The organism is Blautia sp. Marseille-P3201T (genome assembly GCF_900120295.1).
GTDB lineage: Bacteria > Bacillota > Clostridia > Lachnospirales > Lachnospiraceae > Blautia.
On record NZ_LT635470.1, the window covers coordinates 498,485 to 524,098 of the forward strand.

Annotated in this window: 21 protein-coding genes; 18 read left to right on the top strand and 3 right to left on the bottom strand. The window is 38.4% G+C overall.

The genetic code is table 11. The features are described 5' to 3' along the window. Positions 1-4 precede the first annotated feature (4 nt). From hemB to BQ7352_RS10725, 3 genes are read left to right on the top strand one after another with little or no spacing between them, the layout of a single operon-like run. A complete protein-coding gene (gene hemB, locus BQ7352_RS10715; RefSeq protein ID WP_072449202.1) occupies positions 5-985 on the top strand; it encodes a porphobilinogen synthase in 981 nt (326 codons plus the stop codon). Beyond that, positions 985-2,256: a glutamate-1-semialdehyde 2,1-aminomutase gene (gene hemL / locus BQ7352_RS10720; protein WP_072449203.1), complete on the top strand. Its 1,272-nt coding sequence runs from the start codon at positions 985-987 to the stop codon at positions 2,254-2,256. Before hemB ends, hemL begins: the two co-directional genes overlap by 1 nt. 9 nt (positions 2,257-2,265) lie before the next feature. Continuing rightward, positions 2,266-3,963, top strand: a complete 1,698-nt coding sequence (locus BQ7352_RS10725; RefSeq protein ID WP_072449204.1) for a MutS-related protein — start codon at positions 2,266-2,268, stop codon at positions 3,961-3,963. A 235-nt stretch (positions 3,964-4,198) separates the two neighbouring features. On the opposite strand, the gene BQ7352_RS10730 is transcribed toward BQ7352_RS10725, so the two are convergent. Beyond that, the gene (locus BQ7352_RS10730) at positions 4,199-4,426 is read right to left on the bottom strand and encodes a hypothetical protein (RefSeq protein WP_003021548.1); all 228 of its coding nucleotides are present in this window, start codon (positions 4,424-4,426) and stop codon (positions 4,199-4,201) included. An 80-nt stretch (positions 4,427-4,506) separates the two neighbouring features. Next, complete coding sequence (locus BQ7352_RS10735) at positions 4,507-6,201, bottom strand: S8 family peptidase (RefSeq protein ID WP_072449836.1); 1,695 nt, start codon at positions 6,199-6,201, stop codon at positions 4,507-4,509. A gap of 161 nt (positions 6,202-6,362) precedes the next feature. Between BQ7352_RS10735 and BQ7352_RS10740 the strand changes: the two genes are divergently transcribed. The 3 genes from BQ7352_RS10740 (at position 6,363) to BQ7352_RS10750 (ending at position 9,362) form a co-directional block, all read left to right on the top strand. Next, a complete protein-coding gene (locus BQ7352_RS10740) occupies positions 6,363-7,115 on the top strand; it encodes an inositol monophosphatase family protein (protein ID WP_072449205.1) in 753 nt (250 codons plus the stop codon). A 75-nt stretch (positions 7,116-7,190) separates the two neighbouring features. Next, on the top strand, positions 7,191-8,063 hold the full coding sequence (locus tag BQ7352_RS10745) for a S8 family peptidase (RefSeq protein ID WP_072449206.1): 873 nt from the start codon (positions 7,191-7,193) through the stop codon (positions 8,061-8,063). A gap of 90 nt (positions 8,064-8,153) precedes the next feature. Next, positions 8,154-9,362 (top strand): NADP-dependent isocitrate dehydrogenase, encoded by a 1,209-nt coding sequence (locus BQ7352_RS10750; protein ID WP_072449207.1) that lies wholly within the window; start codon positions 8,154-8,156, stop codon positions 9,360-9,362. Between the two features lie 149 nt (positions 9,363-9,511). Here the strand turns inward: BQ7352_RS10750 and BQ7352_RS10755 are convergent, their stop codons facing one another. Further along, entirely contained in the window at positions 9,512-11,422 is a 1,911-nt protein-coding gene (locus tag BQ7352_RS10755; RefSeq protein WP_072449208.1) for an ABC-F family ATP-binding cassette domain-containing protein, read from the bottom strand. Positions 11,423-11,574: 152 nt separating this feature from the next. Between BQ7352_RS10755 and BQ7352_RS10760 the strand changes: the two genes are divergently transcribed. From BQ7352_RS10760 to gltA, 12 genes are all read left to right on the top strand, one after another. Then, positions 11,575-12,222: a redox-sensing transcriptional repressor Rex gene (locus BQ7352_RS10760; RefSeq protein ID WP_072449209.1), complete on the top strand. Its 648-nt coding sequence runs from the start codon at positions 11,575-11,577 to the stop codon at positions 12,220-12,222. Between the two features lie 67 nt (positions 12,223-12,289). Next, entirely contained in the window at positions 12,290-13,774 is a 1,485-nt protein-coding gene (locus tag BQ7352_RS10765; protein WP_072449210.1) for a bifunctional ADP-dependent NAD(P)H-hydrate dehydratase/NAD(P)H-hydrate epimerase, read from the top strand. Positions 13,775-13,795: 21 nt separating this feature from the next. Beyond that, a complete protein-coding gene (gene alr / locus BQ7352_RS10770; protein WP_072449211.1) occupies positions 13,796-14,944 on the top strand; it encodes an alanine racemase in 1,149 nt (382 codons plus the stop codon). An 81-nt stretch (positions 14,945-15,025) separates the two neighbouring features. Then, complete coding sequence (locus BQ7352_RS10775) at positions 15,026-15,373, top strand: type II toxin-antitoxin system PemK/MazF family toxin (RefSeq protein ID WP_072449212.1); 348 nt, start codon at positions 15,026-15,028, stop codon at positions 15,371-15,373. A 106-nt stretch (positions 15,374-15,479) separates the two neighbouring features. After that, the gene (locus BQ7352_RS10780) at positions 15,480-16,871 is read left to right on the top strand and encodes a hemolysin family protein (RefSeq protein ID WP_072449213.1); all 1,392 of its coding nucleotides are present in this window, start codon (positions 15,480-15,482) and stop codon (positions 16,869-16,871) included. Further along, a complete protein-coding gene (locus tag BQ7352_RS10785; protein ID WP_072449214.1) occupies positions 16,841-17,569 on the top strand; it encodes a YebC/PmpR family DNA-binding transcriptional regulator in 729 nt (242 codons plus the stop codon). The genes BQ7352_RS10780 and BQ7352_RS10785 overlap by 31 nt, the downstream gene beginning before the upstream one ends. A gap of 53 nt (positions 17,570-17,622) precedes the next feature. Next, positions 17,623-18,327: a ClpP family protease gene (locus BQ7352_RS10790; RefSeq protein WP_072449215.1), complete on the top strand. Its 705-nt coding sequence runs from the start codon at positions 17,623-17,625 to the stop codon at positions 18,325-18,327. An 83-nt stretch (positions 18,328-18,410) separates the two neighbouring features. Then, positions 18,411-19,283 carry an undecaprenyl-diphosphate phosphatase gene (locus BQ7352_RS10795; protein WP_072449217.1) on the top strand — a complete coding sequence of 291 codons (873 nt, stop codon included), beginning with the start codon at positions 18,411-18,413 and terminating at the stop codon, positions 19,281-19,283. Between the two features lie 36 nt (positions 19,284-19,319). Then, positions 19,320-21,776, top strand: coding sequence for an FtsK/SpoIIIE family DNA translocase (locus BQ7352_RS10800; protein ID WP_072449219.1), 2,457 nt, complete (start codon positions 19,320-19,322; stop codon positions 21,774-21,776). 19 nt (positions 21,777-21,795) lie between these two features. After that, positions 21,796-22,926 (top strand): FN3 associated domain-containing protein, encoded by a 1,131-nt coding sequence (locus tag BQ7352_RS10805; RefSeq protein WP_072449220.1) that lies wholly within the window; start codon positions 21,796-21,798, stop codon positions 22,924-22,926. Positions 22,927-23,141: 215 nt separating this feature from the next. Then, a complete protein-coding gene (locus BQ7352_RS10810) occupies positions 23,142-24,029 on the top strand; it encodes a sulfide/dihydroorotate dehydrogenase-like FAD/NAD-binding protein (protein ID WP_072449222.1) in 888 nt (295 codons plus the stop codon). Further along, entirely contained in the window at positions 24,029-25,423 is a 1,395-nt protein-coding gene (gltA, locus tag BQ7352_RS10815) for an NADPH-dependent glutamate synthase (RefSeq protein WP_072449223.1), read from the top strand. Before BQ7352_RS10810 ends, gltA begins: the two co-directional genes overlap by 1 nt. The last annotated feature ends 191 nt before the right edge of the window (positions 25,424-25,614 follow it).

Sequence of the window (25,614 nt, forward strand, 5' to 3'; positions counted from 1 at the left end):
AAGTATGAACATCAGACCGAGAAGGTTAAGAGGAAATGAAATTCTGAGAAAAATGGTACGTGAAACCAGAGCAGATAAAAGTTCTCTGATTTATCCGGTATTTGTGAAGGAAGGAACAGGAATAAAAGAAGAAATTCCAACTATGCCGGGACAATATCGTTACAGTATTGATACTTTGTTAAAAGGACTGGAAGAAACCTTAGATGCGGGCGTCAGTAAAGTTATGTTTTTCGGAATTCCTGATAAAAAGGATGAAGTGGGAAGTCAGGCTTACGCAGAAGACGGTATTGTACAAAGAGCCGTTGCAAAGGCAAAAGAAGCTTTTGGAGATGATTTGTATCTGATTACCGATGTATGTATGTGCGAATATACTTCTCACGGGCACTGCGGAGTTCTCTGCGGACATGAAGTGGAAAACGACAAGACGTTAGAGCTTTTGGCAAAAACAGCCCTTTCCCATGTACAGGCAGGGGCAGATATGGTAGCGCCTTCCGATATGATGGACGGCAGAGTTTTGGCAATCCGCAATCTTTTGGATGAAAACGGATACAAGGAAGCGCCAATTATGTCTTATGCAGTAAAATATGCTTCTGCATTTTACGGTCCTTTCCGTGATGCAGCCGGTTCTGCCCCTTCCTTTGGTGACAGAAAAAGTTATCAGATGGATTATCACAACCGCAGAGAGGGATTAAAAGAAGCTTTATTGGATGTAGAAGAAGGAGCGGATATTATTATGGTAAAACCGGCTCTTTCTTATCTGGATATTATCCGTGAGGTAAAAAATGAGCTTCACGTTCCTGTGGCAGCATATTCTGTCAGCGGAGAATACGCCATGGTAAAGGCAGGAGCAAAGCTTGGGTATATCGAGGAAGATAAAATTATCTGTGAAATGGCAGCCAGCGCTTACCGTGCAGGCACTGATATTTATCTCACTTATTTTGCAAAAGAAATTGCGAAATACATCGAAGAAGGGAGAATTGGATAATGACAAAATCAGAGGAATTATTTCAAAGAGCAGTAAAGAGAATACCCGGAGGAGTAAACAGTCCGGTTCGTGCTTACGGTTCTGTAACAGAAGCACCTCGCTTTATACAGGGGGCTGTGGGATGTAAAATCTTTGATGTAGACGGCAACGAATATATTGACTATATCGACTCATGGGGACCTATGATTTTAGGTCATAACAATGAGCAGATTAAAGATGCGGTCATTCGTGCCAGCGAAAATGGATTAAGCTTTGGCTGTGCTACGGAAGTGGAAGTGGAAATGGCAGAATTTATCTGCGATAAAATCCCTCACGTAGATATGATACGTATGGTAAACTCCGGTACAGAAGCCGTAATGAGCGCTTTGCGTGTTGCCAGAGGCTATACAGGGAAAAATAAAATTATTAAATTTGCAGGCTGTTATCACGGACATACAGACGCCATGCTGGTAAGTGCAGGAAGCGGTGTAATGACCAGCGGTGTGCCGGACAGCGCCGGTGTTCCAAAAGGATGTACACAGGATACCATGCTTGCAGTTTACAATGATTTAAACAGTGTAGAAAAGCTGTTTATCGAAAGTGACAGTCAGGTAGCCGCTGTGATTGTAGAACCCGTAGGTGCAAATATGGGTGTCGTTCCTCCGGCAGACGGATTTTTACAAGGACTGCGTGATTTATGTGATAAATATCATGCGCTTTTAATCTTTGATGAAGTCATTACCGGATTTCGCTTGAGCTTTAGCGGTGCAGCAGGCTTTTATGGAATTACACCGGATTTGGTAACTTATGGAAAAATTATTGGAGCCGGTATGCCCGTAGGCGCTTACGGCGGCAGAAAAGAGATTATGGAAATGGTAGCTCCGGCAGGTCCCGTTTATCAGGCAGGTACCTTAAGCGGAAATCCCATTGCTATGGCAGCAGGACTTACACAGTTAAAAATTCTCTGGGAAGATCAGGATATTTACAAACGCCTTTACCAAAAAGGAGAACTTCTGTATGAAGGAATTCGAAAAATCTTCTTAGAAAAAGGTGTTGATTATCAAGTAAATTCCGTTTCTTCCTTAGGCTGTATTTTCTTTACAGAAAATAAGGTGACGGATTATACCTCTGCAAAGACATCTGATACCGCAGAATTTTCCAAATATTTCCGGTATATGCTAAACAACGGTATTCATATAGCTCCGTCACAATTTGAAGCCATGTTCCTGTCTGATGCACATACCGAAGCAGAAATTCAGGAAACCTTAGACTGCATTGAGAAATATTTTTAAGGTGAACGTATGAGCGAAACAGTTGTAGGAATTGGGGTGATTGCGCTGCTGCTTTTGTCGGCAGTGGCAGTCATGCTATCAGAAAATAAACGGCGAAAGCTTTTTTTGCAGCAAAAATTAAAAAATTCATGGGGAAAGATACCTGACCGGGAATATACGTATGAAGATTTCCATCATATTTCGCAGTTTTTTCATAAGAGAGAAAAAGAAGGCTTTTTCATTGACGATATCACATGGAATGATTTAGACATGGACCGTATTTTCATGCTGCTGAACCAGACTTTTTCCGCCGTAGGAGGAGATTGTCTGTATGATATTTTGCGAAAACCGGTATTTGAAGAGAAAGAACTAAAATATCGCAATCGGTTGATGCTGTTTTTTGCTAAAAATCAGGAAATAAGAGAGCAGGTGCAGACCATTCTTGCTTCTGTGCGAAAATCCGGCAGCAATAGTATTTACGAAAATATTCATGTAACAACAGAAGTAAACATCAAAGGAAAAAACGTACAGATTGGATTTTGCAGTGCTTTTTTCCTGTCGCTTCTTGTCTTTATTTTGGCGCCTAATCCCGGAGTCTTTTTGTTTCTTTTGGTCTGTGTTGTGAATATCGGCGCTTATATGACACAGAAGCAGGAGGTGGATGCTTATCTTTCCAGTTTCAGAAATGTGTTGCAGCTTTTAGAAGCTTATAAGAAACTGGAAAAGCTAAAAATACCGGAGCTGGAAGCTGCCATGGCAAGAGGAATACCGGCACAGAAAAAGCTGGCAGGCTTTCAGAAACGTTCCTCGCTTGTTATTGACAGAAGTTCAACGGGAGGCGGACTGGAAGGCATGCTTATGGATTACATTCGTATGCTGACTCATATTGATTTGATTAAATTTCAGGATATGATGAAGTCCATGAAGGAAAACCAGAAGGAACTGGAGGAGCTGATTTATACTTTAGGTTATATAGACAGCATGATTTCCATTGCATCTTTTCGTGAAACCTTGCCTTACTATACTTGTCCTGAATTTAGGGAAGAGAAAAGAGCGTATATGGATGTGGAAAATCTTTACCATCCATTGATTGAAAATCCCGTGGCAAACAGTATTTCTGCCAAAGGCGGCATTTTGGTAACCGGTTCCAATGCTTCGGGAAAATCTACATTTTTGAAAAATATTGCAATAAACAGTATTTTTGCCCAAACCATTTATACCTGTACGGCATCTTCTTATTGCGCACCTTATTTTCAGGTCATGACTTCCATGGCGCTGCGAGATGATTTAGGAAGCGGAGAAAGCTATTACATCGTAGAAATCCGTTCCTTAAAGAGAATTTTAGACGCTGCAAAATCCGGCGAAAATCTGCTGTGTATTATTGACGAGGTATTACGAGGAACCAATACCATTGAGCGAATTGGAGCATCTTCCCAAATATTAGCGCACATCTGTAAAAACAATGTATTGTCTTTTGCGGCAACTCATGATATTGAATTGTCCTATATGCTTCAGGAATATTATGAAAATTATCATTTCGAAGAGGAAGTACGAGAAAAAGACGTTGTGTTTAACTATCTTCTGAAAAAAGGAAGAGTAACTACCAGAAATGCCATTCGCCTTTTAGAAATGATTGGCTATGATAAAACATTGATTGAAGAGGCGAAAAGAGCAGTAGAGGAGTTTGAAGCTTCCGGCAGTTGGAAAAATGTCGAAAAAGCAAGATAGAAAATTGTAAAATTTTGCATAGAAATATTGACAGATTTTCAGAAAGTTGTCATAATAAATCATAACAAAAAGAAAAAAATTTCTTTTTATATTTCAGAAAAGAAAAAGAAAATACACGAGAAAGAGACACATCTTTTTCTGCAAAGCAGGCATATCTTTTTGTAAAATCTACATATCTTATCTTACAAGCAGGGATACCGAAATGGTATCCCTCTTTTCTTTTTACACGGAAAAATCAGCAAAATCCGTGGCCGTTACCGCAGCATAAAAGCAAGATAATCAATAAAAGACAGCTATTGTCTCCGCCGCATCCGCATCCGTCTCCGCCAAATCCGTTACCGCAGAAGCATAACAGTAAAAGGATCCAGATAATGCAGTTACAATCGCCAAAATTGTGTGTCATGCCTCCTCCACAGTTGTCTTCACATCCGCAACCACAGTTTGTAGCAGCTAAATCACTCATGAATAAATCCTCCAAAAATTTTGATTACACTTACATACTATGTGAATAAAGAAAAATGGTGCAAAGAAATCAAAAAAAATTTAGGAAAGAGTTAAAGTAGAAAGCACCTGATAAATGTCCAACGTTCCGTATCCCCATTCCCGATTGGGATATAAGCGTTCAGGGCTTCGCTTTGCTCCTCTTATCAGCAAAGTTTTCAGCTCTGTGTTATTGAAAATTCTGGCAGGAGTACGACGCATTCCCCATTCTACCAACAAAGCGCACCCTCCGGCAGTAATCGCAGCAGATACAGAGGTTCCCGACAAAGTGGTAAAACGATTGTTTGGGGCAGGTCCAAAAACATTGACGCCGGGAGCAGCTAAATCCGGTTTTATTTGACCGCTTCTTGTATATCCTCTGCTGGAATTTAAAAACAAGCTGTTATTATAAGCATTATAAGCGGTTGCAGTAATCACAGAAGCAGAGTCAGAAGGAGCGGTAAGGGTGGTGTCGGGATTTGGCTGTATAAAGGTAATATCCGGTCTTGCAAGCCCTGTAATAGGCAGCCACAGATGAAAAGAACCCTGCCCTGTGATATTGGTATATACCCGTATTTTCCAGATACCGGGAGTTGGATCTGAAAAGCGGATAAAAATCAGTTGGTTACCGGATACGGTTTGAAACATTTCTGAGCTGACAAAGATTTTTGTATTTTCTAAAATAAAAGAAAGATTTTCGCTAAAGCTGATGCGGGGAGAGATTTTTTGTACGATTTCACCTAAAGGAGACTCAAAACCCACAGCATAAACCTCAGGAGGATCGCTCCAAAATTCTACACAAAATCCGGAGGTGTTTTCAGCTACCAGTATTTCCACATCTTTGGAAACTTCGTTTCCGGAAAAGCTGCCATAGAAATGATGCGCTTTTCCTGCTTCATTTCCGGCAGCAACGACAGAATGAAGTCCACGGTAATTATCTGAGATGCTAAGCATGGAGTCTACGGGAGAAACACCGGCATGAGGACCTTGATTTGTGCCGAGACCAAGACACAGTATAAGGGGCTTTTTCAGTTCCTCTGCCAATAAAATGAGGTAGCGAATTCCCATCATAATATCTGTGCTCTGATAAGCAGGCATATCTCCGGTAGCAAAAAAAAGAGATTTTAAATACTGCTTTGCTTCCTTTAATTTCACCACAGCTAATAGACTCTCAGGAGCAGCGCCGTTAAAATCAAATTGAGGAAGGGTGCTTCCCCCTGCCACACCGGCAAGAAAAGTACCGTGGCCATTGATATCTTCGCTGGGAACTACGGAAAAGGGCGTTGTAGCAGTAAGAGCATTATTTAAGTCCTCATTACTGTAAGCACTTCCGTATTCTAAATCAAAGGGAGGCGTACCATCCTGAACTGTCTGATCCCAAAGACCGTAAATTCTGCTGCTTCCGTCAGTTCTTCGAAATGCAGGGTGTGTGTAATCAATGCCTGTATCAATAAAGCCCAAAAGCACATCTGCTCCCTTTAAATTTAAAACAGGCTGTGTCTGCACCGTCGTAATGCCGGAAGCGTCCAGACTTACTGTATCAAGAAGTGTGTAAAGCTTTGGTACTGTATTATAAAAAAAGCCGTATTCATAATAATCCGGGTAGAGTTCTTCTTCTAAGGGATAGTGAACCATTCCGTAATATTGATTAAAAATCTGTGCTCCCCATTCTGCATATTCTTCTAAAAAACCGGAATATATGGGCAGGATGATATCTGCATACTTTTCTGAGAGAATAAATTCCTTTTTTGATGGCATAAACAGCTCCATAAGACTTTTCTTTCAATCTATGAAAGGAGGGGAGAAAACTTGACACTATTGTCAGGCAAACTTTACAGAGGGAATGTCTCCGTATATAATAAACACAGAAACTTATTTTTCATTATACCAGTCAGTTGAAAGTAATGAGGGAAATGTATATGGATATGGAGAAAATTATTCGTTTGGTAACAGAAACCAAGAGTCTCATAAAAAATCGTGAAATGGCTGCCCATGTAAAGGAAAAAGGGGTTGCAGATTATGTGACGCAAGTAGACGTTGCAGTGCAAAATTTCTTAAAGAAAGAATTGTTTATGCTTGCTCCGGATATTCAATTTCTCGGAGAAGAAACAGGATTGCAGGAAATGAAAGCAGATAGTTTTTGGATTTTAGATCCGGTTGACGGAACCACAAATCTGATGCACGATTACCAGCATAGTGTTGTATCTTTAGCGCTTTGTCATCAAAGCGAAATTATTATGGGAATTGTATATGATCCTTTTCATGAAGAAATATTTTCTGCAATAAAAGGACAAGGCAGTTTCCTAAACGAACATCCTATAAAAGTGTCAAAGGCAGAAAAACTTTCAGATACGATCATCGGTCTTGGAACTGCCAAAAGAGAACTTGCTGATGAAAACTTTGCACGATTTCGCAGAGTTTTTGGAAAGTGTCAGGATGTTCGCAGAATTGGCTCTGCGGCTCTGGAACTGGCATATACTGCCTGCGGAAGGCAGGATGGATATTTTGAAGTATATCTAAATCCCTGGGATTATGCTGCAGGTATGCTTTTAGTTCAGGAGGCAGGAGGACTAGTAACTGCTTTTAACGGAAATGAACTGAATCCGAGAAAAGGCAGCAGTGTAGTAGGAACAAATGGAAATATTCATACAGAGCTGTTAAAACTTCTGTGAGAAGAAATATAAAGAACTGTGTCTTCGTACCTTTCTATTGTTTTCACATATACTAATGAAAAAGGAACTTTTGTCATGGACAAAGTAAGAAAAACTAGTAGTTGTTGGCGGGATAATACAAGAGAGGAACTTTGGACAGGAAAAGGAATAGGTGTTGCTGTATTAGACACAGGAGCATTTCCCCATATAGATTTTGACAACCGAATTTGGTGCTTTCAGGACTTTGTAAACGGCCGTACAAAGCCTTATGATGACAATGGTCACGGAACGCATGTATTGGGAATTATCGGCGGAAGCGGTGCGGCAGGAAAGGGTAAAATTCAAGGGATTGCGCCAAAATGCGGGCTTATTCCCATTAAAGTGCTGGATAAAAAAGGAAATGGCAGCAAGGAAAAGGTATTACGGGCTTTTCAATGGATTTTAGAAAACAAAGATTGCTACAATATCCGTATTGTAAATATTTCTGTTGGTACTACCAGACGAGAAGGGCATGAGGATTTAATTCGTGCAGTAGAGGATGTCTGGGACGCAGGGCTTGTGGTAGTAGCGGCGGCCGGAAATATGGGACCAGGAAGATGTAGCATTACAGCGCCCGGAAGCAGCAGAAAAATTATTACCGTAGGTTCTTCTGATATGCTGATGAAAAACCATGGGATTTCAGGAAGAGGTCCTACAAAAGAATGTATCAGTAAGCCGGATATTGTAGCCCCCGGAAGCGAAATCATGTCTTGTACCAACTCCGACAGTTTATTTCCCTATATTGCAAGAAGCGGCACATCTATGTCTACCCCTATTGTGTCAGGAGGCATTGCTCTTTTATTGGAAAAATATCCTCAAATGACGAATTTAGAAGTGAAAAAAAAACTCTGGAAAACTGCCAAAGACTTGGGTTACGAGCATAATCTTCAAGGCTGGGGATTGTTTGATTTGCATAAATTTTTGCAATAACTCTTGACAAATATCCTTTTTGTCTATTAAAATGTACAAAACAGTTTAATGAAACGCAGTGATAATTTAAGAAAGCAAGAGGTAGAAGAGATGGGAAAAATACAAATGGCAACACCTTTAGTAGAGATGGACGGAGATGAAATGACAAGGATTTTATGGGGGTGGATAAAAGAAGAACTGCTTTCTCCTTTTCTTGATTTAAATACAGAATATTATGACTTAGGATTAAAGTATCGAGATGAAACAACTGACGAAGTGACTTTGGCTGCTGCAGAAGCAATAAAAAAATATAAGGTAGGGGTAAAATGTGCCACTATTACACCAAATGCAGCCAGAGTCGAAGAATACCATTTAAAAGATATGTATAAGAGTCCAAATGCCACTATTCGTTCTTGCTTAGATGGTACAGTTTTCCGTACTCCTATTTTAGTAAAGGGAATTGAACCTTGTGTAAAAAGTTGGAAAAAGCCCATTACCATAGCAAGACATGCTTACGGTGACGTATATAAGAATGCTGAAATGAAAATCCCGGGAGCCGGAAAGGTGGAATTGGTCTATACCAATGAAAAAGGAGAAGAAAGCAGAGAGCTTGTACATGTATTTCAGGAACCGGGTATTGTTCAGGGAATGCATAATCTGACTTCTTCGATTGAAAGCTTTGCCAGATCCTGTTTTTCCTATGCATTGGACTGTCATGAGAATTTATGGTTTTCTTCTAAAGATACTATCTCCAAAAAATATGATCATACTTTTAAAGATATTTTTCAGGAAATTTATGAAACAGAATATAAAGAGAAGTTTGAAAAAGAAAATCTCACTTATTTTTACACCTTAATTGACGATGCAGTAGCCCGTATTATGAAAGTAGAAGGTGGCTTTATCTGGGCATGTAAAAACTATGATGGAGACGTAATGAGCGATATGGTTTCTTCGGCTTTTGGTTCTCTTGCCATGATGACTTCTGTCTTAGTATCTCCCAAGGGATATTTCGAATATGAGGCTGCCCATGGTACAGTACAGCGCCATTATTATCAATATCTGGAAGGAAAAGAAACTTCCACAAATCCGGTAGCAACTATCTTTGCATGGAGCGGAGCGCTAAGAAAAAGGGGAGAACTGGATGATAATTTAGAATTAGAACAATTTGCCGATAAGCTGGAGCAGGCTGTTTTGAAAGTCATTGAGTCAGGAAAAATGACAAAAGATTTAGCTGCAATTACTACAGAAACCTCTGTAACCGTATTAAACAGTTTGGATTTTATAAGAGAAATTCGAAAAGAATTAGAGAGCCTTCAATAAAAACAGGAAATAGCTGTTGTATAAAGCAGTAGTCCAGAATATTTCTGCATTTTGCGTTCCGTATGTGCACGCTTTGGGCTTGTAATCTCAAAGTGTGCTCCACAAATTTGCTAAAAATGTAGAAATATTCTGCAATAACTTCAGTTAAATTATTCTGCCAATTCTTCCCATTTTTCGTAAAGTTCTTCCAGTTTTTGAGCAATTTCTGCTTTTTCTTTGGAAAGGCGAACACATTCTGCTACATTGGTAGCAATTTCCGGCTTTGCCATTTCCTCATCAATTTCACTGTCCCTGGTTTCCAGTTCTTCAATCATAGCTTCTGTCTTTTTTAAGTCGTTTTCCTTTTTTCGAAGACGTGCTTGTTCTTCTTTCTGTTGTTTCCAGTCAAGTTTTACAGCAGAAGACTTGGTTTCAACAGCAGCTTCCTGCATATCTGGTGCATAAATCTGTGTTAATTCTTCCTTTTTTTCCAGATAGTAATCATAATTCCCAATGTAATTTACAAGTTTATGATTGGTTAAATCTAAAATTCTGGTGGCTGTTTTATTGATAAAATAACGGTCATGGGAGACATACAAAACTGTTCCTTCATAATTATTTAAGGCTTCTTCTAAAATCTCTTTTGAAGTAATATCTAAATGGTTAGTAGGCTCATCCAAAATTAAGAAGTTTGCTTCTGAAAGCATAAGTTTGGCAAGTGAAACACGTCCTTTTTCTCCACCGCTCAAAGCCTGAATAGGCTTAAACACATCATCTCCTGTAAACAGAAAAGCTGCCAAAAGGTTGCGGATTTCTGTATTGGTAAGCTTTGGAAAATCATCTGAAATTTCCTCAAAAATAGTCTTTTCATTATGCAAAACATGATGTTCCTGATCGTAATAACCAATGTGAACCTTACTTCCTAAATGGAAACATCCGGTATCTGCGGGCACAATTTCATTTAAAATTTTTAAAATCGTAGTTTTTCCAGTACCATTATTTCCGATAATGGCAACACGTTCACCTCTTTTAATAGAAAAATTTAAATCTTCAAAAAGTGTGAGAGGAGGAAAAGATTTTCCAAGTCCTTCTACGGTTAAAACATCATTTCCACTGGTAATTCGCGGTTTTAAAGCGATTTTCATAGAATTATCAATTTCCACCGGTTTTTCCAGAACTTCCATTTTGTCAAGCAGTTTCTCTCTACTTTCTGCCCTGCGGATAGATTTTTCTCTGTTAAAAGATTTTAATTTTGCAATGACTTCCTCTTGATGTTTAATTTCCTGCTGCTGATTTAAGTATGCCTGATAAGCCGCTTTTCGAAGAATAGCCTTTTTTTCGCTGTAAGCACTGTAATTTCCAGTGAAAGAAGTTACTTTTCCATTGTCGATTTCAATAACCTTTGTAGCAACTTTATCCAGAAAATAACGGTCATGGGAGACAATGAAAACAGCTCCGGGATAATTTAAAAGATAAGTTTCCAGCCATGCAATAGAGTCCATATCTAAGTGGTTGGTAGGTTCATCCAGAAGGATAATATCTGGTTTAGATAAAAGCAGACGACCGAGAGCGACTCTGGTTTTCTGTCCTCCGGACAGAGTAGAAACTTGTTTTTGAAAATCTTCTTCCTGAAAGCCAAGTCCTTTTAAAACTCCGATTAACTCACTTTTATATGCATATCCGTTTTCCAGTTCAAATTCGTGAGTAAGGCGTGAGTAGCTGTCCATCAGTTTTGTTAAAGCTTCGCCTGTGGTGTGTTTCATTTCCGTTTCCATTTCACGCATTCGAATTTCCATATCTAAGATATGTTGTTTCACCTGTAAAAGGCAGTCATAAATGGTAAGCTGATTTTCCATTTCCTGATGCTGCGCCAGATATCCCAGTGTCTTTCCTTTTGAAAGAATAACCTGTCCGTTATCCGGGGCAAGCTCTCCTACAATAATGCGAAAAAGAGTGGATTTACCTGCGCCGTTAATACCTACCAGAGCAGCCTTTTCTCGTTCTTCTATGTGAAAACTGGCATCTTGTAAAATTGTGACACCATCAAAAGATTTTTCTATATTTTGACACGCTAATATCATGTAAATATCTCCTTTGTAAGTATAGTACCTCCATTTATTATAACGAAAAAAATATATTTGACAACAGATAAATGAATTATGATTGACTTTAATTTAACAATTCTATATAATAATTTTAAGAAATGTGTATTTTGAATACAGGAGGGTTCGCCGTGGAGGAAAAAAGCATTTCAAAAGCAGTAATTAAACGACTGCCCCGATATTACAGATATTTAGGTGAACTCATGGAGGAGGGAATAGAAAGGATTTCATCCAATGAGTTAAGTGCAAAAATGCGTGTCACTGCATCTCAAATTCGTCAGGATTTAAATAATTTCGGAGGTTTTGGGCAGCAGGGATACGGATATAATGTGCCATATCTGTATGAGGAAATCGGAAAAATTCTGGGGTTGGATAAAACCCATCACATGATTATTATAGGAGCGGGAAATCTTGGACAGGCTCTTGCGAATTATGTAAAATTTGAAAAACGAGGATTTAAAATTGTAGGTGTTTTTGATATTAATCCGGTTTTAAAGGGAATTTCAATCAGGGGAAATGGAATTCGAATGATGAGTGAATTACCGGATTTCCTGCAGAAAGAAGATGTGCAGATTGCAGCATTGACTGTGCCAAAGAGCAGTGCGGCAGAAATTGCAGAACTTCTGGTAGAAAATGGAATTAAAGCCATTTGGAATTTTGCCCATTTGGACTTAAATGTTCCTAAGGATGTCATTGTTGAGAATGTTCATCTTTCAGAAAGCCTGATGCGTTTATCCTACAATTTAAATTGTTCTGTTGCGGAGCAGGAAGAGAAATAAAAGGGAAGGCTGTTGTGAAAGGAATTTTGCAGCAGTCTTTTCCTTGTTTATATAAGGAGGCTGAAAAATGGAAAGAATTGTAACAGGCAGTCAGATGAAAGCTTTAGATAAATATACCATAGAACAGGTGGGAATTCCTTCTCTCGTGCTCATGGAGCGGGCCGGACTTTCTGTTTTTGAGGCGATGAGAAAAGAAGGGTTTTCTCTTAAAAAAACACTCATTTTATGCGGAAGTGGAAATAACGGAGCAGATGGTGTTGTTCTTGCACGTTTGCTTCATCTTGCAGGTTATGAAACAGATGTCTGTATTTTAGGAAAGCCGGAGAATTTTACCAAAGAAATGCAAAAACAGATAGATATTGGAAGAAATTATGGTATTTCCTTTGTCAAGAGTTTTCATATTGCTGAATATACTGTTATCGTAGATGCTGTTTTAGGAGTAGGACTTTCCAGAGAAATCACAGGAAATCTAAAAGAAATTATAGAAGAATTACATAATTTCCAGGGAAAAATCGTATCTGTAGACATTCCATCAGGTATCTGCAGTGATACAGGAAAAATTTTAGGATGTGCGGTGAAAGCAGACTTAACAGTTACTTTCGGATATAAAAAAGCAGGGCTTTGTTTTTACCCAGGTACCGTTTATGGAGGGAAAATTGTTACTGCCGATATTAGTATTTACGCTATGTCAGCGCTCTTATCTCAACCTGAAATTTTTTCTTATACAAAAGAAGATTTGAAGAAAATTCAGAGAAAACAAGATGGAAATAAGGGGACTTTTGGAAAGGTTTTTCTTATTGCCGGAAGTAAAGATGTTTTCGGAGCTGCATATTTAAGTGGAATGGCAGCCATGAGAAGCGGAGCAGGTATGTTAAAAATCTGTACGCATAAGGAAAATAGATCTCTTTTCTCCTGTTTTCCGGAAGCTATGCTATTATGTTATGAGGATAATCAAGATATTACAAAAGAGCTTCTGGAAAATTTTATGTGGGCAGATGCTATTGGAATTGGACCGGGTATTGGTCTTCAGGAACAGGCAGAAAAGCTTTTAGATACAGTACTTTCTCATGGGGAAAAACCTCTTGTTATTGATGCAGATGCCATTGGAATGTTAAAGGGACGAGAAGAACAGTTAAAAAATTATCCAAATGAAGTAATTTTAACACCTCATTTGGGGGAATTTTCCCGCCTTACGGGGATTTCTATAGAAGAATGGAAAGAAAATCCTATAAAAATCACACAGAAAATTGCAAAAACCCTTTCAGTTGTGTTAGTATGTAAAGATGCCAGAACAGTTATCAGTAAGGAAAACGAAAGAGTATACTTAAATTTATCCGGGAATGACGGCATGGCCAGCGCAGGAAGCGGTGATGTTCTGACAGGAATAATTTTAAGTTTTTTAGCACAGGGAAAAGAAGCGCAGGAAGCAGCAGGTCTGGGTGTTTATTTACATGGTGCGGCAGGAGATTTGGCAGCACAGAGAAAAGGCCGTGCAGCTATGTTGGCTGGGGATTTAATTGAAGCAGCAGGACAAATTCTGGATGCAATTTAAAAAGGGAGAGATGAGAAAGGCATGAGAATACAAAGCAGAATTCAGGCACATATTAATCTGGATGCAATTGATTACAACCTGAAAAATATGCATGATTATATGGGGCAGGATACGCAGATTATTGCAGTGTTAAAGGCAGACGGATATGGGCACGGAGCAGTTCCCATTGCAAAGGAAATTCAGGATTATCCTTATATATGGGGAATTGCAGTTGCTACTGTTGAAGAAGGCAGAGAGCTTCGAAAAGCCGGGATTAAAAAACCAATTTTAATATTAGGTTATACATACGAGGAAGATTATGACCGAATTGTAAAAGAGGATTTTCAACCTACGGTGTTTAAGCTTTCCATGGCAGAACAGCTTTCAAAAGCAGCCGTAAAAGTCAATAAAACTTTAAAAATACATATAAAATTAGATACAGGAATGACACGCATCGGATATCGTCATATTGAAGAGGCAATACCGGAAATTGTGGAAATTTCAAAACTGCCGGGCATTGAAATCGAAGGAATTTTTACTCATTTTGCCAGGGCAGATGAAAAGGATATTGCACCGGCTTATCGGCAGTTAGAAAAATATCAGAGATTTTTGGACGCATTACAGAAAAAGGGGATATCTGTACCTGTGAAACACTGCTCTAACAGTGCAGCAATTATTCGTATGCAGGATGCTTGTTTTGACGCAGTACGTGCAGGAATTATTCTCTACGGAATGTATCCTTCCAGTGAGGTGGAACGGAATAAAATTCTTTTAAAACCGGCAATGGAATTAAAAAGTCATATTGCGTACATAAAAGAAGTAGAGCCGGGAGTAGAAATCAGTTATGGCGGAACTTTTACAACAGAAAAAATAACCAGAGTTGCCACCATACCTGTAGGATATGCAGATGGTTATTCCAGAGGTCTTTCTAATAAGGGAAGTGTTTTAATACGAGGTAAAAGAGCGAAAATTCTTGGAAAAGTATGTATGGATCAGTTTATGGTAGATGTGACGGAAATTCCGGAAGCAGAAGAATTAGACGAAGTCACGCTTCTTGGAAAAGACGGTGCAGATTGTATTACCATGGAAGAACTGGGAGAATTATCAGGTAGATTTAATTATGAATTTGCCTGCTGTATCAGCAAAAGAGTTCCAAGAGTATATTATAAAGACGGACAAGTAAAAGAATAAAGGAGCCTGCGGATAATACATGAATACACACGAAAAAAATGGGTAAAATCATAAAAAACATAAAATCGGAGTGTGAAATGTGTGGTTATCAAACGCGGAGATATTTTTTATGCAGACCTGCGGCCGGTAGTAGGCAGTGAGCAGGGGGGTATCAGACCTGTTCTGATTATACAAAATGATATTGGAAACAAACATAGTCCAACAGTTATCTGTGCAGCAATTACTTCAAGAATGAATAAAGCAAAACTTCCAACTCATATTGAAATTGATGCACAATCTTATGCTATTGTAAAGGATTCGGTGATTTTGTTGGAGCAGTTAAGAACCATTGATAAACGAAGATTGAAAGATAAAGTCTGCCATTTAGATGCAGAGATATTGAAGAAAGTCAACCATGCACTGTGTATCAGTCTGGAACTTCCTACATAGTTTTCTGCGGAAATCTTGACGAAAGATATGGAAAATGGTATTTTATTCATGGTCAGATTTTTTCAATCACGAAAAACGTAAGAAAAGGAAGGTAATAAAGTAATTTATGGACGATGGGAGTAGCCTTATAGGGGCTCTGATAGTATTTGCTGCATTTATTTTGGTAAATGGGGCTTTATATGGATTTGGCGCAGCAATTCAAAAGGTCAGTGAGGCAGATGTAGAGAAAAAAGCCAGTGAACAAAATGACAGGAAATCTCAGTGGATTTTAGATATTATGGCCAATCCCGCTGCGATTATTAACACCATTTTGACAACAGCAACACTTTTAAGTATTTTAATCGGTTATATCGGAATTCATTCTATAACGCCGTATGTTTATAACTGGATAGAAAAAATTTTAAAAGTTATAGGTGTAGAAATATCACCTTATATTGGAGTTATCATTTCTGTTGTATTAGTGCTGACATTCTTTTTAATTATACTGATGTCTTTCGGTGTGATTTCAGCTAAAAAGGTATTTAACCATAATCCGGATAAATGGGTTTATCGCACAGCCGGTATGGTTCGGTTTTTAGTTACGATTTTTAAACCGATTACGTTTTTGATTATGAAGCTTTCCAATGTTATTGTTCGTCTGTTTGGGGTTGATCCTCATAAGCAGGAGGATGATGTGACAGAAGAGGAAATTATTTCTATGGTAGATGATGCGCATGAACAGGGTGTCATTGAAGAAAATGAAGCTGAAATGATTCAGAATATTATGGAATTTTCTGAGACAGAAGCGCAAGATATTATGACACATAGAAAGAACCTTCATGCTATAGATGAAAATACGTTGTTAAAGGATGCGCTGTCTTATATGCTGGACAACAGTAATTCCCGTTATCCTGTGTATAGAGAAGATATTGACAATATTATCGGTATTTTACATTTGAAAGATGTTATGAGACAAATTACACTGCCTGCATGTGAAAATCTTCCTATTGGCTCTATTCCAAATTTAATCAGAGAAGCAGTATACGTTCCGGAAACAAGGAGTATTAATGATTTGTTTAAGGGGATGCAGGCGAAGAAAATTCATCTGGTGGTTGTAGTAGATGAATACGGACAGACTTCAGGAATTGTAACAATGGAAGATATTTTAGAAGAGATTGTAGGAAATATCTTGGATGAATATGATGAAGATGAAAACTTTATTCAGCTTCAGAATGATCAGTCTTTAGTGATGAACGGTCTTACACCTCTGGAGCAAGTGGATGATGTATTAAATTCGGATTTTGACGAAGAGGAGTTTGATACTTTAAATGGTTATCTTACCTCTTTATTAGGTCATGTGCCTAATATGGCAGAGGATAAAGAAATAAAAGCAAAAGGATATTTATTTACCATTCTTGCAGTGGAAAATAATACCATACAAAAAGTCAGGGTTGAAAAATTACCAGACGAAGAAAAAGGAGAAGAGAAATGTCAGGACATTCAAAATTCGCAAACATAAAACATAAAAAAGAAAAAAATGATGCAAAAAAAGGGAAAATCTTTACTGTCATCGGTAGAGAGATTGTAGTAGCTGTAAAAGAAGGCGGACCGGATCCGGCAAATAACAGCAAATTAAGAGATGTTATCGCGAAAGCAAAAGCAAACAATATGCCAAATGATACCATTGACAGAGGAATTAAAAAAGCTGCCGGAGACTCTAATGCAGATAACTTTGAGGTGCTTACATACGAAGGATATGGTCCAAACGGTGTGGCTATTATTGTCGAAACACTGACTGATAATAAAAATCGTACTGCCGGAAATGTAAGAAGCGCATTTACAAAAGGAAACGGAAATATTGGTACACCAGGTTCTGTATCTTTTATGTTTGATAAAAAAGGCCAGATTATCATTGACAAAGAAGAATGTGAAATGGAAGCTGATGATTTAATGATGATTGCTTTAGATGCCGGTGCAGAGGACTTTGCAGAAGAAGAAGATAGTTTTGAAGTAATCACAGATCCTGATGACTTCAGTGCAGTAAGAGAAGCATTGGAAAAAGAGGGCATTCCAATGGTGGAAGCTCAGGTTGCCATGATTCCTCAAACTTATGTAACACTGACAGACGAGCAGGATGTTAAAAATCTTCAGAAAACTCTTGACTTACTTGATGATGATGACGACGTCACAGATGTGTGGCACAATTGGGAAGAATAAAAATAAAGATACTACACATAATACCTCCAGAAAGCAGAACTGGAGGTATTTTTATGTCTGAGGAGAAGAGAGAAAAACTGGATAAAATTCAACAGCAAAATGATCAGATTGAAGAAATGGGACAGGTTTTACTGGAGGAAAATGACAGAGAATATCATATTCAGCTTTTATCCATTATTGGAGAAGTGGAAGGGCATGAATGTCTTCCAAATAACAGTAAAACTACAAAATATGAACATGTTCTTCCGAAGTTGGCAATGATTGAAGACAGCAAGGAAACAGATGGACTTTTGATTTTATTAAATACAGTGGGAGGAGATGTAGAAGCAGGACTTGCCATAGCAGAAATGATTGCTTCTTTAAGTAAGCCTACGGTGTCTCTTGTGTTGGGAGGCGGTCATTCTATCGGGGTCCCCATGGCAGTTTCTGCTGATTATTCCTATATTGTTCCCAGCGCTACTATGGTCATTCACCCGGTACGAAGCAATGGAATGTTTATTGGAGTAATGCAGACCTATCGGAACATGGAAAAAATTCAGGACAGAATTACTCGTTTTATTGCTGCTCATTCTAAAATGCCGCAGAAACGTATAGAAGAACTGATGCTGGATACCTCGCAGCTGGTAAAAGATGTGGGGACTATGCTGGAAGGTGAAGAGGCAGTAAAAGAGGGGTTAATTGACGAAACCGGAGGTATTCATCAGGCCCTTCATAAATTATATGAATTAATTGAAAATGAGAAAGAACAGAAATCTTAGGATTTTAAGTTGTATGAAAACAGGATTTATGATAAAATAAACATTTGATAAAAACATAAAATACGAATGATGAGGTTAATAAAATGTCATTTATACAGGCACTCTTATTAGGTGTAGTTCAGGGAATTACAGAATTTCTTCCAGTAAGTAGTTCCGGACATCTGGCAATTATAGAAAATTTATTTAAAATAGAAACAGATACCGGACTTTTATTTAATACAATTATCCATCTTGGAACCCTTGCTGCAATTTTTATTGCTTTTCGCCAGGATGTAAAAAAATTGTTGTTGGAAGGTTGTAAAAGTTTATACGACATCTATGGTAATGTGCAGACTTATTTCCATAATAAACACCATCAGGATGCGAAACGGTATAAAAAGATTATTTCCAATAATTATAGAAAACTATTTCTTTTACTTTTCATATCTACAATTCCCACGGCTTTTTTAGGATTTTTACTTCAGGATTTTGTAGAGCAGGCGGGAAAAAATCTTCTGGCACCGGCTATGGGACTCTTTATAACAGGAATTTTGCTTCTGATAGTAGATTTCTTTCCTGCCGGAAAGAAAATTCCTAAGGATGTCACTTATTCTATAGCATTTTTACTGGGAATTTGTCAGGGAATTGCTGTTTTTCCAGGAATTTCCAGAGCGGGGATTACGATTGCGGTATGTTTATTATGTGGATTTAACAGGAAATTTGCAGTGAAATATTCCTTTTTAATGGCTATCCCTGCTATGTTGGGAGCGGCGCTGTTAGAGCTGTTTCAGACTTCCTACACAGGAGAAAATGTAGAAACAGTAGCCTTGGCTGTTTTGGCAGCAGCAGTGGCCGGTGTTGTAGGATATTTTTGTATTAAAGGAATGTTAGTTTTAATGAGAAAAAAACGTTTTCGTATTTTTTCTATTTACTGTTTTTTATTGGGAATAGCAGCAATTATTTGCAATTTTATATAAGTAATAGGGGAATTTAGTTAAGGGGAGAGAAGAAATATGGCAACAACCAAAAAAAGAAGCACAGGAAAGCGAAAGAAACAAGTACAGAGTGGCACATCTATGGAGTCAGAAATCTTTTTATGGATTGTTCTGGCTATTTCTGTTGTGCTTTTAATCAGTAATTTTGGAGTTGGAGGTTCTGTAGGAAATGCTATTAGCAGTTTCTTTTTTGGCTTAGTAGGACTGGTATGTTACCCTCTTCCTATTTTCTTGTTTCTGGGTGTTGCGTTTGTAATTGCAAATAAAAACAATCCCAGGGCATACAGAAAAATGGCAGGATTTTTCCTGCTGTTTCTTGCGGTTTGCCTTTTTTTACAGCTTATTACAGAAGGCGCAGTATATGAAAGAGATTTAATGACTTACTACAGAATATCTGCAGAATATAAAACAGGAGGCGGGCTTTTAGGAGGAACCTTATGCCGTTTTTCTGTACAGGCATTTGGAACCGTGGGCACATATGTGATTACTATTACAGCGATGGTAATTTCTTTTGTATTGATTACACAAAAATCTATGTTTGATATGATCCAAAAGTACAGTCACAGAATGTACCAGCGTGCAGCAAAAAGAAAGCTGGAAAGACAGAAAGCTTTAAAAGCTCGTCAAGAAGAGCAAAAGGAAGAGCAGAACCAGCAAGAAAGAAGAAAGAAGAGAAAAGAAAGAACCGAGGACTATTTAAAGGAAACAGAAATCAAAGAAACAGAAAATAGAGCAAAACGAAAAAAAGAACGGAAAATTTTAAAAGAAGAACCGGAAGAAGAGCAGATAAAAACAGAAGAAAGTCTTTTGGAAGAACCCTTTGTTCCGGAAAATGCTTTTCCAATACATAGAGCAGAGGAATTGGTGCAGGATATAGAAGAAATTGTTCCGGCAGCGCCAGAAGAGAAGGATACCCATAATAAAAATCCTCGCTCTTCAAAAGCGGAAATTGAACAGGGAATTAATGAGGTTAAAGAAGAGATTGCTTCAAAAGAGACTCAGGAAAAAAGAATTTACGAATTTCCTCCAATTGATCTTTTGAAAAAAGGAAAACAGACCGGAGGAGACTCAGATGCCCATTTAAGGGAAACTGCCGGAAAATTACAGGAAACCTTACATAATTTTGGCGTAAATGTAAGTATCACAAATGTAAGCTGCGGACCTACTGTTACCAGATATGAACTTCAGCCGGAGCAAGGTGTGAAAGTAAGCAAAATTGTAGGACTGACAGATGATATTAAATTGAATTTGGCTGCAACGGATATCCGAATTGAAGCACCGATACCGGGAAAAGCCGCTGTAGGAATTGAAGTCCCCAACGAAAACAACAGTACGGTAATGCTGAGAGATTTATTGCAATCAGAGGCGTTTCTAAACTGTAAAACGAAACTTGCTTTTGCAGCCGGGAAAGATATTGCCGGAAAACCTGTCATTACGGATATTGCGAAAATGCCTCATTTGCTTATTGCAGGTGCGACAGGTTCCGGTAAATCTGTATGTATTAATACAATTATCATCAGTCTTCTTTACAAAGCATCACCAGATGATGTAAAATTAATTATGATTGATCCCAAAGTGGTGGAACTTAGTGTATACAACGGAATTCCCCACTTATTTATTCCTGTTGTCACTGATCCGAAAAAGGCAGCAGGAGCATTAAATTGGGCAGTGGCTGAAATGACAGACCGTTATAATAAATTTGCACAGTATAATGTGCGTGATTTAAAAGGTTATAATGCAAAAGTAGAAAGTATTTCGGATATTGAAGATGAAAATAAACCGAAAAAGCTGCCTCAAATTGTGATTATTGTAGATGAGCTTGCAGACCTTATGATGGTAGCTCCGGGTGAGGTGGAAGACTCTATCTGTCGTCTTGCACAGCTTGCAAGAGCTGCCGGAATTCATTTGATCATTGCTACACAAAGACCTTCCGTCAATGTTATTACGGGATTGATTAAAGCGAATATGCCGTCCAGAATTGCTTTTTCTGTGTCATCCGGCGTGGACTCCAGAACGATTTTAGATATGAATGGTGCAGAAAAATTGCTGGGTAAAGGGGATATGCTTTTTTACCCACAAGGTTATCAGAAGCCAGCAAGAGTTCAGGGCGCTTTTGTCAGCGATCAGGAAGTAGGCGCTGTGGTGGACTTTTTGTCAAAACAAAATCCAGCAGCAGAGTATGATAAAGAAATTCAGGAAAAAATTGAAGCAGTAAAAGAGACAACAGCAGCCGGTGCAAACACGGCAAATGACAGAGATGTCTATTTTGCCGATGCCGGTAAATTTATTATTGAAAAGGACAAAGCCTCCATCGGAATGCTCCAAAGGGTGTTTAAAATCGGCTTTAACAGGGCTGCCCGTATTATGGATCAGTTATATGAAGCCGGTGTGGTAGGTGAGGAAGAAGGGACAAAGCCCCGAAAAGTGCTGATGTCTATGGAAGAATTTGAACAGTATATTGACGAGTATTTATAGAAAATGAGGATAGAGTGGCATGAAATGTACGAAATGTGGTGCAAAGCTTGAAGAAGGAACTTTATTTTGCCCCAAATGTGGGAAGGAGGTTCAATGGGTTCCGGAATATAATACACTGGAAACCTTAATCAAGCAAAGAGAGTTAAAAGAGCTGGAAAAAAGAAAAAAAGAGCTGGAACTGCAAAAAGAACAGGAGCGTCTGCAAAGAAAAGCAGAGCTTGAAAGAAAGAAAAAAAAGAAAAGAAGGATTATATTGGCTGGTTCTCTTACGGCAGTTGTTGCAGCAGCAGGACTTGGAATGTTTTTTGTCTATCAGTCTCAGCACAATTCCTTTGATTTTCAGATGGCACAGGCAGAGACAAAATTCAGCAACAAAGATTACGAAAGCGCTTTAAAATACATAGAAAGAGCCTTGTCCTTAAATCCCAAAAGCGCCGAAGCAAACGTTTTAGAAGCAAAGATTTACCTGAAGGAAGATAATGAGTCGGCTGCTCTGTCTATTTTGCTTTCTGTTGTGGAAGAACATCCGGACAGTGTCAATGCCTACGGAGAGCTTTTAAGACTTTACGAAAAAAATGAAGAATTTGACAAAATTGCAGAACTGATGAGCAATGCCAGCGATACTATGAAGGAAAAATATAAAGCGTATGTGTCCGAAAAGCCTTTGCCTTCCAATGTAGGCGGCACATACTCCATAGATATTACTGTGGAATTTCAAAATCTTCCCGAAGGAACAGAAGTTTTCTATACTTTAAACGGAAAAACACCGGATAGGCACAGTAAAAAGTATGAGGAAGCCATTGCTCTTGAGGAAGAAGAAACCGTAACCTTAAAATATATTGCTTATAATCAAAAAGGCATCCCTAGTGAAGTAGGGGAGGAAACCTATACACTAACCTTTAAAGCACCGGATAAACCACAGATTTCTCCCAGTTCAGACAAATATGATTATGCGGCAGAAATTATTGTAACAGCAGCAGAGGACTGCGAGATTTATTATGCTTTTGATGAAGAACCTACAGTTGACAGTCAAAAATACACAGGTCCTATTACTATGCCGGAAGGGGAACATACTTTTTCAGCCATTGCCGTGGACAAAAGAGGAAAAGTAAGTCCGGTAAGCAGTGCAATCTATGTTTATTATGGATAATAAGTAGAAAAAAATGAACAAATAGTAGCAATATGCACAAAAATGAATTTTATGCAGTAAAAGCAGATTGAAATTTTATTCTATTTGTCTTATACTGATGGTTAGCAATTATAACAATATATCGACATAAGATAATATCGATGGAATTCATCGCAAAAACTGCTATGCGGGCAGAGAGAAGCCGGTATTTTGTAAGAAATATTGAGGAGGACATTATGTATAAAATTCTAAAAGCAGAAAAGCTTAATGAGATTGTATATCTCATGGTTGTAGAAGCACCTATGGTTGCAAAACATTGTCAGCCAGGCCAGTTTATCATCGTAAAATTAGATGATGCAGGAGAAAGAATTCCCCTGACAATTTGTGATTACGACAGAGAGGCAGGAACTGTAACTATTGTATTCCAGCCAATCGGAGCATCCACAGAAAAATTCGCAAAATTACAGACAGGAGATGCTTTTGAAGACTTTGTTGGTCCTTTAGGATGTCCATCTGAATTTGTAAATGAAGATATTGAAGAATTAAAGAAAGAAAAAATTCTTTTTGTAGCCGGCGGAGTAGGTACTGCACCTGTTTATCCTCAGGTAAAATGGCTTCATGAGCATGGTATTGATGCTGACGTTATTGTAGGAGCAAAAACAAAAGATTTAGTTATTCTTGAAAAAGAAATGGAAGCTGTGGCAGGAAATCTGTATGTTACAACAGATGACGGCTCTTACGGACGCAGCGGTATGGTAACAAAAGTTATTGACGATTTAGTTGCAGAAGGCAAAACTTATACAAGATGTGTTGCTATCGGTCCTATGATTATGATGAAATTCTGCTGCCTTACAACAAAGAAATATGATATTCCAACTATTGTATCCATGAACCCGATTATGGTTGACGGAACAGGTATGTGTGGAGCATGTCGTGTAATCGTTGGCGGTGAAGTTAAATTCGCATGTGTAGATGGTCCTGAATTTGACGGTCATTTAATCGATTGGGATTTAGCTATGAAGAGACAGCAGATGTATAAAACAGAAGAAGGCCGTGCGTTATTAAAAGAGCGTGAAGGCGATACACATCATGGTGGATGTGGAAACTGCGGAGGTGACGAATAATGGGTAACGTATTAGAAAAAGTTCCTGTAAGAGAACAGGATCCTCAGGTAAGAGCAACAAATTTTGAAGAAGTTTGTCTTGGATATAATAAAGAAGAAGCTATGGAAGAAGCAGCTCGCTGCTTAAACTGTAAAAATGCAAAATGTGTAAAAGGATGTCCGGTATCTATTAACATTCCTGCATTTATCCATGAAGTAAAAGAAGGAAACTTCGAAGAAGCATACAAAATCATTGGTCAGTCCAGTGCACTTCCTGCTGTATGTGGCCGTGTATGTCCTCAGGAATCACAGTGTGAAGGCGTATGTATCAGAGGCATTAAGGGAGAAGCTGTTTCTATTGGTAAGCTGGAACGTTTCGTTGCAGACTGGGCAAAAGAAAATGGCATTAAACCAGAAGCTCCTGCTGAGAAAAACGGACATAAAGTAGCTGTAATCGGTTCCGGTCCTTCCGGACTTACCTGTGCCGGTGATTTGGCAAAAATGGGCTATGATGTAACTATTTTTGAAGCATTGCATCAGGCAGGTGGTGTACTGGTATATGGTATTCCGGAATTCCGTCTTCCAAAAGATAAAGTTGTAAAAGAAGAAGTAGAAAACGTAAAATCTTTAGGTGTTAAAATTGAAACAAATGTTATTATCGGTAAATCTACTACGGTAGATGAATTACTGGAAAATGAAGGCTTTGAAGCTGTATTCATCGGTTCTGGTGCAGGTCTTCCAATGTTTATGGGAATTCCTGGTGAAGTATCTAACGGTGTATTTTCCGCAAACGAATATTTAACAAGAAGTAATCTGATGAAAGCTTTCCGTGAAGATTACGATACTCCGATTGTAACAGGTAAGAAAGTAGTCGTAGTAGGCGGCGGTAACGTTGCTATGGATGCTGCCAGAACAGCTCTTCGTCTTGGAGCAGAAGTACATGTTGTATATAGAAGAAGTGAAGAAGAACTTCCTGCAAGAAAAGAAGAAGTACATCATGCAAAAGAAGAAGGTATTATTTTTGATCTTCTGACAAACCCAGTAGAAATTTTGGCTGATGAAAATGGCTGGGTAAAAGGTGTTAAATGTGTTCGTATGGAACTTGGTGAACCGGATGCATCAGGAAGAAGACGTCCTGTAGTTATTGATGGTTCTGAATTTGAAATGGAAGCAGATACGGTTATCATGTCTCTGGGAACTTCTCCAAACCCGTTGATTTCTTCTACAACAGTAGGACTTGACATCAACAGAAGAAAATGTATTATCGCAGATGAAGAAAATGGTAAAACATCTAAAGAAGGTGTTTATGCCGGCGGTGATGCTGTAACAGGCGCAGCTACTGTTATTCTGGCTATGGGTGCAGGTAAAGCAGCAGCAAAAGGTATTGATGAATTCATTAAAAATAAAGCAAAATAAAATCGGAAAATAGTTATGCTATTTCGGTTTCAGAAAAGGTCCGTACAAAATGCGGGCCTTTTCGTATAAATATTTTAATATCAAAAGATATATAAATAAAATTTTGCAGAAATAAATACTTTATTTTGATATATTCCAGCTATTCTATGGGTAAACAGTCCACTTTCTTGTTTTTCTTCGCCGCTTACAGA

What these genes read in the sequence shown, in the direction of transcription:
- BQ7352_RS10805 (WP_072449220.1), top strand. Translation starts at nt 21,796, where the DNA reads ATGAAATGTACGAAATGTGGTGCAAAGCTTGAAGAAGGAACTTTATTT.
- BQ7352_RS10745 (WP_072449206.1), top strand. Translation starts at nt 7,191, where the DNA reads ATGGACAAAGTAAGAAAAACTAGTAGTTGTTGGCGGGATAATACAAGA.
- BQ7352_RS10800 (WP_072449219.1), top strand. Translation starts at nt 19,320, where the DNA reads ATGGCAACAACCAAAAAAAGAAGCACAGGAAAGCGAAAGAAACAAGTA.
- BQ7352_RS10725 (WP_072449204.1), top strand. Translation starts at nt 2,266, where the DNA reads ATGAGCGAAACAGTTGTAGGAATTGGGGTGATTGCGCTGCTGCTTTTG.
- BQ7352_RS10750 (WP_072449207.1), top strand. Translation starts at nt 8,154, where the DNA reads ATGGGAAAAATACAAATGGCAACACCTTTAGTAGAGATGGACGGAGAT.
- hemB (WP_072449202.1), top strand. Translation starts at nt 5, where the DNA reads ATGAACATCAGACCGAGAAGGTTAAGAGGAAATGAAATTCTGAGAAAA.
- BQ7352_RS10765 (WP_072449210.1), top strand. Translation starts at nt 12,290, where the DNA reads ATGGAAAGAATTGTAACAGGCAGTCAGATGAAAGCTTTAGATAAATAT.
- BQ7352_RS10785 (WP_072449214.1), top strand. Translation starts at nt 16,841, where the DNA reads ATGTCAGGACATTCAAAATTCGCAAACATAAAACATAAAAAAGAAAAA.
- gltA (WP_072449223.1), top strand. Translation starts at nt 24,029, where the DNA reads ATGGGTAACGTATTAGAAAAAGTTCCTGTAAGAGAACAGGATCCTCAG.
- hemL (WP_072449203.1), top strand. Translation starts at nt 985, where the DNA reads ATGACAAAATCAGAGGAATTATTTCAAAGAGCAGTAAAGAGAATACCC.
- BQ7352_RS10735 (WP_072449836.1), bottom strand. Translation starts at nt 6,201, where the DNA reads ATGCCATCAAAAAAGGAATTTATTCTCTCAGAAAAGTATGCAGATATC.
- BQ7352_RS10780 (WP_072449213.1), top strand. Translation starts at nt 15,480, where the DNA reads ATGGACGATGGGAGTAGCCTTATAGGGGCTCTGATAGTATTTGCTGCA.
- BQ7352_RS10795 (WP_072449217.1), top strand. Translation starts at nt 18,411, where the DNA reads ATGTCATTTATACAGGCACTCTTATTAGGTGTAGTTCAGGGAATTACA.
- BQ7352_RS10755 (WP_072449208.1), bottom strand. Translation starts at nt 11,422, where the DNA reads ATGATATTAGCGTGTCAAAATATAGAAAAATCTTTTGATGGTGTCACA.
- BQ7352_RS10730 (WP_003021548.1), bottom strand. Translation starts at nt 4,426, where the DNA reads ATGAGTGATTTAGCTGCTACAAACTGTGGTTGCGGATGTGAAGACAAC.
- BQ7352_RS10810 (WP_072449222.1), top strand. Translation starts at nt 23,142, where the DNA reads ATGTATAAAATTCTAAAAGCAGAAAAGCTTAATGAGATTGTATATCTC.
- alr (WP_072449211.1), top strand. Translation starts at nt 13,796, where the DNA reads ATGAGAATACAAAGCAGAATTCAGGCACATATTAATCTGGATGCAATT.
- BQ7352_RS10740 (WP_072449205.1), top strand. Translation starts at nt 6,363, where the DNA reads ATGGATATGGAGAAAATTATTCGTTTGGTAACAGAAACCAAGAGTCTC.
- BQ7352_RS10790 (WP_072449215.1), top strand. Translation starts at nt 17,623, where the DNA reads ATGTCTGAGGAGAAGAGAGAAAAACTGGATAAAATTCAACAGCAAAAT.